Consider the following 13,886-nt stretch of genomic DNA (forward strand, 5'->3'; position numbering starts at 1 on the left):
GCCTGACAGGCGCGGCGCCACTGGCCGGGGGCGACCGGATGGCTTTTACAGCCTAGTCCGGCGATGAGCCAACTGTGACATCCACCAAGGTACAGCGGATTATGACTGACAGAACCTACAGTGCCGCCGCGCGCAGGCGCGCAGCGCCCGCCTGGACCCGCTCCAGCGACGCGGTCAGCGAGAGCCGCACGTGCTCCCCCGAGAATCCGCCGTAGAACGGCCCGGGACCTGCCAGGATGCCGAGATCGGCCAGACGGCCCATCGACTCCCAGGCATCCTTTCCCTCGGTCGCCCAGAGGTAGAGCCCCGCCTCCGAACCGTCGATGCGGAACCCCGCCTGCTGCAGGGCGGGGAGCAGCTCGCTGCGCCGTGCCCGGTAGAGGTCCTTCTGTGCGGCGACGTGCTCGTCGTCGCGGAGGGCGACGGCCATCGCGTGCTGCACCGGCTGAGGCGGCATCAGCCCCAGGTGCTTGCGCGCGGTGAGAAGATCGGCGATCACCGTGCGGCATCCGGCGACGAACGCGGCGCGGTACCCGGCGAGGTTGGACTGCTTGCTGAGCGAGTAGACGCTCAGCAGGCCGGAGCGGTTGCCGCCGGTGACTCGCGGGTCGAGCACCGAGGGCACCGGCTCGGATGCCCAGGGGCCGTCCCAGCCGAGCTCGGCGTAGCACTCGTCGCTCGCCAGGACCGCGCCCAGTTCGCGCGCGCGGGCGACCGCCACGGCGAGCTCGTCGGTCGTCCAGGTGCGGCCGTCGGGGTTGCCCGGCGTGTTGATCCAGATCAGCCTGGTGCCCTCGGGCCACTCGGCGGGGTCGTCCGAGGGCAACGGCATCGCACCGGCGACACGGGCCCCGACGTCGTAGGTCGGGTAGGCGACACGCGGATGCACGACGATGTCGCCCTCGCCGAGCCCGAGCAGCGTCGGCAGCAGCGCCACGAACTCCTTGGACCCGATCGTGGGCAGCACGTTGTCGACCGTGAGCCCCGGCACCCCGCGGCGCCGCGCGTACCAGTCCACGATCGCCTCGCGGAGGGCAGGGGTGCCGACGGTCTGCGGGTAGGCGTGCGCGTCGGTCGCCTCGGCGAGCGCGCGCCGCACCACCTCGGGCGTGGGGTCGACGGGCGAGCCGATCGACAGGTCGACGATGCCGTCCGGATGCAGCGCTGCGCGCTCACGGTACGGGACCACCGCATCCCACGGGTAGTCGGCGAGGTCGCGGACGCTCACTACTCGCCCTGCGGCGGGAGCACCGCGATGACGGGGTGGTCGTGATGGATGACGCCGACCTTCGCCGCGCCACCCGGGGAGCCGATCTCGTCGAAGAACTCGACGTTGGCCTTGTAGTAGTCGGCCCATTCCTCGGGGAGGTCGTCCTCGTAGTAGATCGCCTCGACCGGGCAGACCGGCTCGCAGGCACCGCAGTCCACGCACTCGTCGGGATGGATGTACAGCGAGCGCTCACCCTCGTAGATGCAATCGACGGGGCATTCGTCGACGCAGGCACGATCCTTCACGTCGACACAGGGCAGGGCGATCACATACGTCACCCGCCCAGTCTACGACCGATCCGGCTCCGCCTCAGGCCGCTCAGGGACCGCCCCGGGTCGCCCCGGCACCGGCTTGAGTTTCGAGAGATCGGGGAAGGCGACCACCAGCAGCACGATCGCCCCGACCAGGAAGGTCCAGATCTGCCCCAGCGGGGTGTTCGGCACGATCACGGATCCGCCGGGGCCGCGCTGCGAGATCACGAAGATCAGGGCGAGCATCCCGATACCGCCGGCCAGAGCCGCCCACCGGTCGTTGGTGAGTGCCCGCAGCGCGATCAGCAGCGCCGCACAGGCGATCGCACCGAGGATCATGCCGACGGGGATCGGCCCCCAGGTGTAGCTGTGTGCGATGGTCGCGGCGACGCCGTACACCGCGCCGACGACGGCGGCGGCGAGCCAGGACAGGCCGCGGGAGATCCAGTGGGGCACGGGAGAAGCCTAGACCGTCGCCCTATGCGGCCCAGCCCAGCATCCGCAGCACCGCGGCGACGAGCGCGGCGGCGACCACGACGACGAGGAAGGATTGGCGCAGCCACAGCAGCCCTGCGGCGACGAGCACCGCCGGCACGCGCGCATCCACGACGACCTCCTGACCTGCGCCCAGCGTCTGCACCGCGACCAGCGCGGCCAGCAGGGCGACCGTCAGCAGATCCGAGATCCGCGCGGGGCGCGGCGCCTCCATCACCTTCGCAGGGATCAGGTAGCCGAACGCCTTCAGCGCCACGCAGATGCACGCCGCGAGCAGGACCGCGCTCCACACGCTCACGAGACGACCTCCCCGGCCGGCTTCGCGTCTCGACCCAGCCAGTTGAACCAGCCGACGACGATCGCCACGACCGCGGCCACGAGCACCGGCAGACCGGGCATCAGCACCGGCGTGAGCGCAGCGGCGACCACGGCGGCGGCCACACCGACGACGACGGCCTGGCGCTGCTTGAGACGCGGCCAGAGCAGCGCGAGGAACGCGGCAGCCGCCGCGGCATCGAGTCCCCACGCCCTGGGGTCGCCGAGCACGTCACCGAGCAGCGCGCCCACGAGGGTCGTCACGTTCCACCCGAGGTAGATGCCCAGCCCTGTCACCCAGAAGCCGAGCCTCGCCAGCCGCGGGTCGTCCTGCGAGATCGCCACCGCGGTCGACTCGTCGATCGTGAACTGCGCGGCGGCGGCCCTGCGACGGAGTCCGGCCCCGATGATCGGCGACATCCTCATGCCGTACGCCACGTTGCGCACCCCCAGCAGACCCGCCGAGGCGATCGCCGCCGGCAGCGCGGCCACTCCCCCAGAGGCGAAGACGCCGATGAAGGCGAACTGCGATCCGCCGGTGAACATCACCAGGCTCAGGACGCAGGCCTGCCACACGTCCAGGCCGGCGGCGACGGCGAGCGCGCCGAAGGAGATGCCGTAGGCACTCGTCGCGATGGCGACGCCGAGGGCCTCCCGCCACACCACGGCGGACCCCTCACGCGCGAGTGTTCGATCTGTCGAACGCATGAACAACATTCTGAACACCCGCGGATCGATCGTCAAGTCGAACGATCGTTTGCGATACTGAACACATGGACGATCTGCGCGAACGCATCGCCCGGGCGCTGCGCCGCGAGCGCGAGGCATCCGGAATCTCGGTCTCCGAACTGGCGCGCCGCGCCGGAATCTCGAAGGCGACCGTGTCGCAGTTGGAGAGCGGCGCCGGCAACCCGAGCGTCGAGACCCTGTGGGCGCTCGGCGACGCGCTGGGCATCCCGTTCGCGACGCTCGTCGAGGAGCGGACCACCGCACCCCGGCTGGTGCGCGCCGACGAGCACGCCGGGGTCCCCTCCGCCGCCGCGCCCTACGTCGCAACCCTGCTCTCGGCCTGCCCGCCCGGCGCGCGCCGCGACATCTACATCATCCAGGCAGAGCCCGGCGAGCCCCGGCGCTCGCTCCCCCATCACCAGGGGACCACAGAGCACGTCGTGCTGCTGAGCGGGTCGGCCCGGCTCGGACCAGCGGATGCCGCTGAGCTGCTGCATCCGGGAGACTACCTCTCCTATCCGGGTGACGCCGCCCACGTCTTCGAGGCGCTCGAGCCCGGAACCAGCGCGGTCCTGCTCAGCGAGCTTCGCTGAGCAGGACCGCAGTGGACAGCTGGTTCAGTACCAGTTCACGGCCTGGGAGTGCCCCCAGGCGCTGCATGGCGTGCCGTAGGCGCGCTTGATGTAGTCCAGGCCCCACGAGATCTGCGTGGCCGCGTTGGTGCGCCAGTCGCCGCCGGCCGACGCCATCTTGCTGCCCGGGAGCGCCTGCGGGATGCCGGTCGCGCCGCCGTTGCGGTTGTACGCCTGGTAGTTCCAGCCGGACTCCTTGGTCCACAGCGACGAGAGGCAGGAGAACTGGTCACCGCCCCAGCCGTAGCGGCTGGACATCATGGCGCGAGCGGTCGCCTTCGCACCCTCGGGCGTGTTGTTGCGCGCCAGCGCCGCGGCAGCCGCCTCTGCGGCGGCCTTCTCCTCCGCGGCCTTCTTGGCAGCGGCATCCGCCTCCGCCTTCTTCTGCTTGGCGGTCTCGAGCGACGTGCGCAGTTCGGCGGTCTGCGCCACCGTCTCCGCCGTCTCCTCTGCGACGCCCTTGGTGCCGAGCACGATGCGCATGCCCGAGTCACCGCGCGTGGTCGCCAGCGTGGTGATGCCGGCCGCGAGCTCGCTGGTGTCGACGGCGGTGGTCCCGGCCGGGTCCAGCGGCAGGCCGACGGTCGCGACCTCCAGGGTCGCGGCCTGCGCGTCCTGCAGTGCCGCCTGTGCGTCGCGGAGCGTGTCGATGGCCTCGGTCTTGACGGAGGAGACCGACGTGCCGGCCGACGCCGTGGCATCCGGAGCGGCGGCCGCGAACGTCGCGATCGTCGTGGGGAGCGCGTCGCCGGCCTCTGCGGCAGCGGCCGCCGTGGCGGTGCCGGCCGTGATCGCGACGGTCAGGACGGCCGCGGCGGCGACGCCGAGGATGATCGGCTGCCGCGTCGTCACATCGGCGTGTGCGCGCGCCATCGCAGCGGCGCGTCGGGACGCACGGGTGGTAGGGGCATGAAGCATGAGGGGTTTCGACTTTCGGGTCGTCGTCGGCCCGGACCCCGCACAGGGCTGCTCATCGGGAGCGGTATCCCGGGCACGGGTATCGACTTTGGTATGCCCACCTGGACATTCCTTGGCTGAATCCGGTGAATCACCGCGTCAAGCTCTCGGGAAAGTGTGTTATGAGATCGTGATTTATCACCCTCAGACGCCCTCGACAGCGCCCGATTCTCCCCGGATACACAGACAGCCCCGGCCTTCCGACCGGGGCTGTCTGTGCGAAACGGGGTCAGGCGTTGGAGTCCTGACGCTTCAGGCGTGCGGTCTCGCGAGCGCGGATCGTCTGGTCCAGGATCACCTTGCGGATGCGCACCTTCTCGGGCGTCACCTCGACGCATTCGTCGTCACGGGCGAACTCCAGGCTCTCCTCGAGCGACAGCTGACGGGGCGGCGTCAGCCGCTCCAGCTCATCGGCGGTGGAGGAGCGCATGTTGGTGAGCTTCTTCTCCTTGGTGATGTTCACATCCATGTCGTCGGCGCGGGTGTTCTCGCCGACGACCATGCCCTCGTAGACCTCTTCGGTCGGGTTGACGAAGAAGCTCATGCGCTCCTGCAGCGCCATCATCGCGAACGGCGTCACGACGCCGGCACGGTCGGCGACGATCGAACCGGATGCCCGGGCCACGATCTGACCGGCCCACTCGTCGTAGCCGTGCGAGATCGCGTTGGCGATGCCGGTGCCGCGGGTGACGGACATGAACTCGGTGCGGAAGCCGATCAGACCGCGCGAGGGCACGACGAACTCCATGCGCACCCAGCCGGTGCCGTGGTTGCTCATGCCCTCCATGCGGCCCTTGCGTGCGGCCAGCAGCTGCGTGATCGCGCCGAGGTACTCCTCAGGAGCGTCGATCGTGAGGTGCTCGAAGGGCTCGGTGACCTTGCCGTGCTCGTTGCGACGGGTGACCACCTGGGGCTTGCCGACGGTGAGCTCGAAGCCCTCGCGACGCATGTTCTCGACCAGGATGGCCAGCGCCAGCTCACCGCGGCCCTGCACCTCCCAAGCGTCGGGGCGGCCCACGTCGACGACCTTGAGCGACACGTTTCCGATCAGCTCGCGGTCGAGGCGGTCCTTCACCATGCGCGCGGTGAGCTTGTGCCCCTTGACCTTGCCGACCAGGGGCGAGGTGTTGGTGCCGATGGTCATCGAGATCGCCGGGTCGTCGACGTGGATCGCGGGCAGCGGACGCACGTCCTCCGGGTCCGCGATCGTCTCGCCGATCGTGATGTCGTCGAAACCGGCGATGGCGACGATGTCACCGGGGCCGGCGGACTCGGCCGGGTACCGGTCGAGTGCCTTCGTCATCAGCAGCTCGGTGACGCGCGCGTTCGCGTGCGATCCGTCGTGGCGAACCCAGGCGACGGTCTGACCCTTCTTGAGGGTGCCGTTGAAGATGCGCAGCAGCGCCAGACGGCCGAGGAACGGGCTGGAGTCGAGGTTCGTGACCCAGGCCTGCAGCGGCGCTTCGTCGTCGTAGGTCGGCGCCGGGACGTGCTCGAGGATCGCGGCGAACAGCGGCTCGAGGTCGTCGTTGTCGGGCAGCGTGCCGTTCGCGGGGCGGTTGGCGGATGCGGCGCCGGCGCGGCCGGACGCGTACACCACCGGCACGTCGAGCAGTGCGTCGACGTCGAGGTCGGGCACGTCGTCGACGAGGTCCGACGCCAGGCCCAGCAGCAGGTCGTGGGCCTCCTCCTCGACCTCCGCGATGCGGGCGTCGGGGCGGTCGGTCTTGTTCACCAGCAGGATCACGGGCAGCTTCGCCTCGAGCGCCTTGCGCAGCACGAAGCGGGTCTGGGGCAGCGGGCCCTCGCTGGCGTCGACCAGCAGCACCACGCCGTCGACCATCGACAGCGCGCGCTCGACCTCGCCGCCGAAGTCGGCGTGGCCGGGGGTGTCGACGACGTTGATCGTCACGGGCACATCGGTGTGCGCGCCGTTGTAGGTGATCGCCGTGTTCTTGGCGAGGATCGTGATGCCCTTCTCACGCTCGAGATCGTTCGAGTCCATCGCGCGCTCTTCGACGTGCGCGTGCTCGCCGAACGAGCCGGTCTGACGGAGCATCGCGTCGACGAGCGTGGTCTTGCCGTGGTCGACGTGAGCGACGATTGCGACGTTACGGAGGTCCGGGCGAAGGGCATGCGCCATGAAGGTGTCCTAAACAGGTGGGAGAAGCGCCGGGAAACCGACGTTCCAGGATAGCAAACCCCCCTGAGCACAGCCCGAACGCGTACCATCGGGGCGTGATCACCGCCCCCACGGCCCCTGAGCGAGCGAAGCGAGACGAAGGGCGCACCCGGCTGTGGTGGGAGATCTCGATCGTGCTGGCGCTCGGGCTCGGGCAGTCGGCCGTCTACTCGATCGTGCAGCTGGCCTATCGTCTGACCGATTCCACACCGCTGGCCGATCAGACGGCGACCCTGAATCCTTCGCGCAGCGACCGCGAGGTGTTCGACTTCATCTACCAGGTGCTGGGCCTCGGCTTCGCGATCGTGCCGGTGCTGCTGGTCTGCTTCCTGCTCTGGCAGGACCGCCGTCCGCATCTCGGCAGGCTGGGTCTGGACGGAGCGCACGTGGCGCGGGACGCCGGCCGCGGCATCCTGCTGGTGCTGGCGATCGGCGTCCCCGGCGTCGGTCTCTACCTCGCCGGGCGTGCACTCGGACTGTTCGTCGCCGTCGATCCGGGTGGACTGGGCGCGCATTGGTGGACCGTGCCGATCCTGCTGCTCTCCGCCGCACGCGCCTCGATCCAGGAGGAGTTCGTCGTGCTCGGCTATCTCTTCGCCCGGCTGCGGCAGCTGGGCTGGGGCACCTGGTCGATCATCCTCGCCACGAGCATCTTGCGTGCCAGCTACCACCTGTATCAGGGCCCCGGCGCATTCGTCGGCAATCTCGCGATGGGCCTGCTGTTCGGCTGGCTCTTCTCGCGCTCCGGACGGCTGCTGCCGTTCCTCGTCGCGCACTTTCTCATCGACGCGACGGCCTTCGTCGGCTACCCGTGGGCGGCCGCCACCTGGCCCGCCCTTTTCGGTCTGCCGAGCTGAGCGCTCAGTCGAACAGGTCGCTCAGCCAGCTCTCGCGTTTGCGTGGACGACGACGCTCGTCCTCGTACCGCGGCTGAGCATAGGACTGGCCGTACTGCGGCGCCTCGTGCCGAGGCGGCTCCGGCTGATATGCCGCCGGCTGAGGCGCTGCCATCGACCGTTCGATGATCTTGTCGAGCTCGCCGCGGTCGAGCCACACACCCCTGCACTGCGGGCAGTAGTCGATCTCGATGCCGCTGCGCTCGCTCATCACCAGGGTCGTACCGTCTGTGGGACACTGCATGTCCTCAGTCGACCAGCCGAAGCTATGAGCCCGCTCCAGGTCAGCGGGTGAACAGGACGGCGATCACGGCCCAGACGGCGATCACGGCGAGCGCGATCACCGCCGGCCAGTCCCAGGAGCGCCGGATCGGAGCATCCGCCGTGGCATCCGCCTGCGCCCGCCTGTCCTGGATCTCGGCGAGCGCACGCACGCCGGCCGGAACCTTGACGCCCTCGACCTCGCGCTCGCGCTCGGTCTGACGCCGGGCGCGGGCGTGCGCGGGACCGCCCATCGCGGTGAGCTTGGAGTCGTCGTCCAGGAAGAACTCCAGCTGCCAGCGGAAGTCGGCCTTACGCAGCCGCTCCCAGCCGAACGTGGTGCGACGCAGCATGTTCTGCACCAGGACGCCGCGCTCGTCCACGCGGACGAACGACGACGCGGATCCCTCGTAGATCACCCACAGGCCGAGCAGCGGCCACGGGGCGATCAACAGCATGAGCGTCCAGCTGCCGCGGATCACGGCGTCGCCGAGCAGGAACAGCACGAGCACCGCCGCGATGCAGAACGCGACGATGCCGGTCGGCGTGCGGAACGTGCGCACGCCGACCGGCGAATCGGAATCCGTCACGCCCCGGCACCGCCGAGCGGGATCGAGGCCCCGGGGATCGCCTGCAGCAGACGATCGGTGTACTCCTGCTGCGGGTTGGCGAAGATCTCGTCGACCGTGCCCTGCTCGACCAGCTTGCCCTTCTCCATCACGCACACCAGGTCGCTGGAGACGCGCACCACCGCGAGGTCGTGCGTGATGAAAAGGTAGGTCAGGCCGAGCTCGGTCTGCAGCTCGGTGAGCAGTCGCAGGATCTGAGCCTGCACCAGCACGTCGAGAGCGGAGACCGCCTCGTCGAGCACGACGACCTCGGGTTTGAGCGCCAACGCGCGGGCGATCGCCACACGCTGCCGCTGTCCACCGGAGAGCTCGTTCGGATAGCGCGTCGCCAGCTCGGGCGGCAGCGCCACCTGGTCGAGAAGCTCCAGCACCCGATCACGCCGCGACGCCTGGTCTCCGACGCTGTGGATGTGCAGCGGCTCGGCGATCGTGTTGCCGATGTTCCGCAGCGGATCCATCGATCCGTACGGATCCTGGAAGACCGGCTGCATACGCCGCCGCAGCCGGAACGCCTGAGCGTTGGACAGGTGTGAGACGTCCTCGCCGCCGACCTCGATCCGCCCCGACGTCGGAGACTCCAGCTGGAGCACCATGCGCGCGACAGTCGTCTTGCCCGAGCCGGACTCGCCGACCAGTGCGAGAGTCTTGCCCCGCGGGATCTCGAAGCTGATGTCGTCGACCGCACGGAACAGCTCACTGCGGAAGTTGCCCTGGCGGATCTTGAAGTCCTTCGTGAGTCCTTCCACCTTGACCATGGTCGCGCCGGTCAGCTCGTCGACGTGTGCCACCCCGCGGTCCTCGACCTCGGCCTGGATGCGCTGCGACGCCACGCTCGGCGCCGCGGCGACCAGCCGCTTGGTGTACGGATGCTGCGGATCCTCGAGGATCTCACGGCTGGGACCGGCCTCGACGATCTCTCCCTGGTTCATCACGATGATCTTCGAGGCGCGCTCTGCGGCGAGCCCCAGGTCATGCGTGATGAGCAGCACTGAAGTGCCGCGGTCGCGGGTCAGCGACGCCATGTGATCGAGGATCACGCGCTGCACCGTGACATCCAGAGCAGAGGTCGGCTCGTCGGCGATGAGCAGTTTCGGGTCGGCCGCGAGGCCGATGCCGATCAGTGCACGCTGACGCATGCCGCCGGAGAACTGGTGCGGGTACTGGTGCAGACGGCGCTCGGCGTCGGCGAGACCGGCCTGCTTGAGCACCTCGATCGTGCGCGCCTTGGTGTCCGCCCTGTTGCGGGACAGCCCGTTGGCGCGGATCGCCTCCTTCACCTGGAAGCCGATGCTCCACACCGGGTTGAGGTTCGACATCGGGTCCTGCGGAACGAAGCCGATGTCGCGTCCGCGGAGCTCCTCCATGGCGCGGCGCCCGAGATTCGTCAGCTCCCGTCCGTCCATCGTGATAGACCCGCCGGTCACCTTGCCGGTGCCGGGGAGCAGATCGACGATCGCGGCCGCGGTCGTGGACTTGCCCGAGCCGGACTCCCCCACGATCGCCACGGTCTCACCGGGGAAGATGTCGAAGCTGACGCCGTGCAGCACCTCGCGCTCACCGTCCTGGCCGCGGAACGCGACCTTGAGGTCGCGGATGCTGAGCAGCGGAGCGTCGTCCGTGTTCGCGGTGAAGCTCATCGGGTGGCCCTCGCCCTCGGATCCATGGCGTCTCGGACGAGCTCGCCGAGCATGATGAACGCGAGCACCGTGATGGTGAGCGCGATCGACGGGTAGATCAGCGACTCCGGCGCGATGCGCAGAGAACGCTGGGCGAGGCTGATGTCACGACCCCACGACATGACGTCGTCCGGCAGGCCGACGCCCAGGAAGGTCAGCGTCGCCTCGGCGACGATACCGGCCGCCATGGACAGCGTGGCCAGCACCAGCAGCGGCGCGATCGAGTTCGGGAGCACGTGGTACAGCAGCGTGGAGAACCTCCCGCGCCCCAGCGCCCGCGACGCCGTGATGAACTCCGACTGCCTGATCCTCAGCACCTCCGCGCGCACGACACGCGCCGTGGCCGCCCAGGCGAAGCCGCCGATGGCGAGGGACAGCGTGAAGACGTTGCGGTACTCGGCGAGCACGGTCATCACGACGACAGCCGCGAGGATGTAGGGGATCGAGAAGAAGATGTCGCCGATGCGCGAGAGCAGCGAGTCGAGCCATCCGCCGTAGTAGCCGGCGAACGCGCCCATGATCAGGCCGATGGTCGCCCCGATGAGGGCCGAGAGCAGTCCGACGGTCAACGAGGTTCGCGCGCCCCAGACGATACGGGCGAAGATGTCGCAGCCCTGGAACGTGAAGCCGAGCGGGTGACCGGCCTCCGGTCCGCCGTTCGAATTCGCCAGAAGGCACTGGTCGTTCGGCGGAGTCTGCGTGAACAGGGTGGGCCAGATCGCCATCAGCAGCACGACCGCGACGATCGTGATGGAGATCCAGAACATCGGGCGACGACGCAGGTCGAACCAGGCGTCGCGCCACAGATTGGAGGGCTTCCCCTTCACCCGGACGGCGTCGGTGGCGGGCTGGGCCTCGGAGACCGGAGCGACGTAGCGCGAGGAATTCGAGTCAGACATAGCGGATCCTCGGGTCGAGCAGGCCGTACAACAGGTCCACGAAGAGGTTCACGAGCACGTAGATGATGACGAAGATCGTGACGAACGACACGATCGTCGGTCCCTCGTGCTGGAGAGTCGCCTTGAACAGGACGTTGCCGACGCCTGGGATGTTGAAGATGTACTCGGTCACGGTGGCGCCCACGAGGAGCACGCCGAAGTTCGTCGCCGAGTTGGTGATCATCGGGATCAGAGAGTTGCGCAGCACATGCACGGGCAGCACGCGGTAGCCGGGCAGTCCCTTGCTGTAGGCCGTGCGGACCCAATCCTGGTTCAGCGTCTCGAGCACCGAACCGCGCATGAGGCGCATGCTGGTGGCGTACAGGCTGAGCCCCAGCACGATGGCGGGCAGCCACAGGTCGCCCCAGTCGTTCTGACCGCCGACGGTGGGTCGGAACCAGCCGAGCTTGATCGCCAGGAAGTACTGTGCCAGGAAGCACATCACGAAGATGGGCATCGCCAGGAAGATCAGCGAGATGACCAGGTTCACGTTGTCAGTGATCTTGCCCTTCCGCAGTGCGGAGACCGTGCCGATGATGATCGAGAGCACGAACTCGATCCCGATCGCCATGACGGCCAGGCGAGCAGTCACAGGCAGGGTGCGGGCGAGGACCTCGTTGACGGACTGACCCGAGAACGTGGTGCCCATGTCACCGGTCAGCAGGCCCTTCATGTAGTAGAAGTACTGCACGAAGAACGGCTGGTCCAGGTGGTACTGGGCTCTGATCGTCTCGAGAAGTGCGGGGCTCGGCGGCTTGTCTCCGAACAGTGCGGCGATCGGGTCACCCGGCATCGCGAACACCATCGCGTAGATCAGCAGAGTCGACCCGAAGAACACCGGGATCAGCTGCAGGATGCGCCGAAGGATATAGGAAAACATCCACTCTCCTTTCTTGGAGGTGAAGTCACTCGGGGCACGTCATGAGGCGACGACCGTTGCGAGTCGCCGCCTCATGACGTGCCTTACCGAATGCTTACTTCTTCGACTTCGTGATCTCGTAGTAGAGCGGCACGGAGTTCCAGCCGAACTTGACGTTCTGCACGTCCTCGCCGAAGCCGCCGTTCACGTTCTGGTACCAGAGCGGGATGGCCGGCAGGTCCTTGAGGAGCTGGTCCTGAGCCTTGGTGTAGTCGGCCAGCGCCGCCTTCTCATCGGTCGCGGCCGCACCGGAGGCGAGGTCCTTGTCGACGTCGGCGTTGGAGTAGTCGCCGTCGTTGGACGAGGCGCCGGTCGCGTACAGCGGGTAGAGGAAGTTGTACAGCGACGGGTAGTCGGCCTGCCATCCGGAGCGGTTCGCGGTCTGGATGGTGCGCTTGCCGTCGGCGTCACGGGCGTTGACCGCCGCGCGCAGCGTGGCGAAGTCGACGTACGCCTTGCCGCCGGCCTCGATGCCGAGGGTGTTCTTGATCGAGTTGGTCACCGCGTCGACCCACACCTGGTGGGGGCCATCGGAGTTGTACGCGATCTCGAACTTGCCGTCCCACGGCGAGATCTTGTCGGCCTCGGCCCACAGCTTCTTCGCCTCGTCGGGGTCGTACTTCAGCACATCGCCGCCGTCGAGCTTCTCGCCGCCGCCATCGATCACCGGGGAGGTGAAGTCGACAGCCGGAGTGCGGGTGCCGTTGAACACCTTGTCGGTGATCTCATCGCGGTCGATGGCCATCGACAGCGCCGCACGGCGCAGCGCGCCCTCGTCACCGGAGAAGTGCTTGACCTGCTCGCCGATCGTGAACGACTGGAAGATCGCTGCGGGCTGGTTGACCGCGCGGTCGCCGAGCTCGTCCTGGTAGGTGGCGATCGCCGACTCGGGGATCTGGTCGATCACGTCGAGGTTGCCGCCCTGCAGGTCGGCGTACGCGGCATCGAACGAGGCGTAGAACGTGATCGTCAGACCGCCGTTCTCGACCTTGCGCTTGCCCTTGTAGTCGTCGTTCTTGACCAGGTCGATCTGGACGTCGTGCTGCCACGCACCGTCGCCGGCCAGCTTGTACGGGCCGTTGCCGATCGGGTTCTCACCGAAGGCGGCCATGTCCTCGAAGGCGACCTCGGGCAGCGGGTAGTAGGCAGAGTAGCCGAGGCGGGTGGCGAAGTCGTTCGCCACAGGCGAGGTCAGCTTGATGGTGAAGGTCTGTTCGTCGACCTTCTTCAGCCCGGTGAGCTCGGAGTCGGCGTCTGCCGAATAGCCCTCGATGTCGGCGAACCAGGACTGGTTCAGCTGCGCGTTGGACAGCTGCGCACCCCAGTTCCAGGCCTTGATGAAGCTGTCGGACGTCACATCGGTGCCGTCGGTGAACTTCTGGCCCTTCTTGAGCGTGATCGTCAGCGAGTCGGGGCCGTCGACCTTGATCTCGTCGGCCATGTCGTTGACCAGCTTGCCGTCGCCGTCGTAGAAGGCGAGACCGGCGAAGATCGAGTCGAGGATCTTGCCGCCACCGACCTCGTTGGTGTTGGTCGGGATCAGCGGGTTCTCGGGCTCGCCGCCGTTGACCTTGATGATGGCGGACGCATCGACGTTGGCGTCGGATCCGCCCTTGCTCGGTTCCGGGTTCGAACCTGAGGTGCATCCGGCGAGTGCGATCACACTCGTCGCCAGCAGTGCCGCACTCGCAAGTGCGATCTTCTTGCGCTTCACTTGTGTCCTCCTATGGACGTAG

At 68.3% G+C, this 13,886-nt stretch carries 15 protein-coding genes; 2 read left to right on the forward strand and 13 right to left on the reverse strand.

Translation table 11 applies throughout. The features are described from left to right. Positions 1-115: 115 nt before the first annotated feature. From dapC to GON06_RS06965, 5 genes are read right to left on the reverse strand one after another with little or no spacing between them, the layout of a single operon-like run. Positions 116-1,228 carry a succinyldiaminopimelate transaminase gene (dapC, locus tag GON06_RS06945; protein WP_332837242.1) on the reverse strand — a complete coding sequence of 371 codons (1,113 nt, stop codon included), beginning with the start codon at positions 1,226-1,228 and terminating at the stop codon, positions 116-118. Then, a complete protein-coding gene (gene fdxA, locus GON06_RS06950; RefSeq protein ID WP_045272231.1) occupies positions 1,228-1,548 on the reverse strand; it encodes a ferredoxin in 321 nt (106 codons plus the stop codon). Before fdxA ends, dapC begins: the two co-directional genes overlap by 1 nt. A gap of 9 nt (positions 1,549-1,557) precedes the next feature. Further along, a complete protein-coding gene (locus tag GON06_RS06955) occupies positions 1,558-1,977 on the reverse strand; it encodes a histidinol dehydrogenase (protein ID WP_198346635.1) in 420 nt (139 codons plus the stop codon). Between the two features lie 22 nt (positions 1,978-1,999). Next, a complete protein-coding gene (locus tag GON06_RS06960) occupies positions 2,000-2,314 on the reverse strand; it encodes an AzlD domain-containing protein (protein WP_332837243.1) in 315 nt (104 codons plus the stop codon). Next, complete coding sequence (locus tag GON06_RS06965) at positions 2,311-3,039, reverse strand: AzlC family ABC transporter permease (protein ID WP_157311570.1); 729 nt, start codon at positions 3,037-3,039, stop codon at positions 2,311-2,313. The genes GON06_RS06960 and GON06_RS06965 overlap by 4 nt, the downstream gene beginning before the upstream one ends. A 65-nt stretch (positions 3,040-3,104) precedes the next feature. On the opposite strand from GON06_RS06965, the gene GON06_RS06970 reads away from it, so the two are divergent. Then, entirely contained in the window at positions 3,105-3,653 is a 549-nt protein-coding gene (locus GON06_RS06970) for a helix-turn-helix domain-containing protein (protein ID WP_157311571.1), read from the forward strand. 24 nt (positions 3,654-3,677) lie between these two features. Here GON06_RS06970 and GON06_RS06975 read toward each other — a convergent pair whose 3' ends face one another. After that, on the reverse strand, positions 3,678-4,610 hold the full coding sequence (locus GON06_RS06975; RefSeq protein WP_157311572.1) for a phospholipase: 933 nt from the start codon (positions 4,608-4,610) through the stop codon (positions 3,678-3,680). A gap of 268 nt (positions 4,611-4,878) precedes the next feature. After that, positions 4,879-6,792, reverse strand: coding sequence for a translational GTPase TypA (gene typA, locus GON06_RS06980; RefSeq protein ID WP_157311573.1), 1,914 nt, complete (start codon positions 6,790-6,792; stop codon positions 4,879-4,881). Between the two features lie 98 nt (positions 6,793-6,890). Between typA and GON06_RS06985 the strand changes: the two genes are divergently transcribed. Continuing rightward, complete coding sequence (locus tag GON06_RS06985) at positions 6,891-7,688, forward strand: CPBP family intramembrane glutamic endopeptidase (protein ID WP_378737079.1); 798 nt, start codon at positions 6,891-6,893, stop codon at positions 7,686-7,688. Between the two features lie 4 nt (positions 7,689-7,692). Here the strand turns inward: GON06_RS06985 and GON06_RS06990 are convergent, their stop codons facing one another. The 6 genes from GON06_RS06990 to GON06_RS07015 all read right to left on the reverse strand — a co-directional run bounded on the left by GON06_RS06990 (position 7,693) and on the right by GON06_RS07015 (position 13,864). Further along, entirely contained in the window at positions 7,693-7,971 is a 279-nt protein-coding gene (locus tag GON06_RS06990) for a TFIIB-type zinc ribbon-containing protein (RefSeq protein WP_157311574.1), read from the reverse strand. 40 nt (positions 7,972-8,011) lie between these two features. Further along, entirely contained in the window at positions 8,012-8,578 is a 567-nt protein-coding gene (locus GON06_RS06995; RefSeq protein WP_332837245.1) for a PH domain-containing protein, read from the reverse strand. Beyond that, positions 8,575-10,254: a dipeptide ABC transporter ATP-binding protein gene (locus GON06_RS07000; RefSeq protein ID WP_157311575.1), complete on the reverse strand. Its 1,680-nt coding sequence runs from the start codon at positions 10,252-10,254 to the stop codon at positions 8,575-8,577. The genes GON06_RS06995 and GON06_RS07000 overlap by 4 nt, the downstream gene beginning before the upstream one ends. Next, entirely contained in the window at positions 10,251-11,192 is a 942-nt protein-coding gene (locus GON06_RS07005; RefSeq protein WP_157311576.1) for an ABC transporter permease, read from the reverse strand. The genes GON06_RS07000 and GON06_RS07005 overlap by 4 nt, the downstream gene beginning before the upstream one ends. Further along, positions 11,185-12,111 carry an ABC transporter permease gene (locus tag GON06_RS07010; RefSeq protein ID WP_157311577.1) on the reverse strand — a complete coding sequence of 309 codons (927 nt, stop codon included), beginning with the start codon at positions 12,109-12,111 and terminating at the stop codon, positions 11,185-11,187. Before GON06_RS07010 ends, GON06_RS07005 begins: the two co-directional genes overlap by 8 nt. A gap of 94 nt (positions 12,112-12,205) precedes the next feature. After that, complete coding sequence (locus GON06_RS07015) at positions 12,206-13,864, reverse strand: peptide ABC transporter substrate-binding protein (RefSeq protein WP_332837246.1); 1,659 nt, start codon at positions 13,862-13,864, stop codon at positions 12,206-12,208. Positions 13,865-13,886 lie beyond the last annotated feature (22 nt).

It is taken from the genome of Microbacterium sp. MAH-37, assembly GCF_009758255.1.
In the GTDB taxonomy this organism is placed as follows: Bacteria; Actinomycetota; Actinomycetes; order Actinomycetales; family Microbacteriaceae; genus Microbacterium.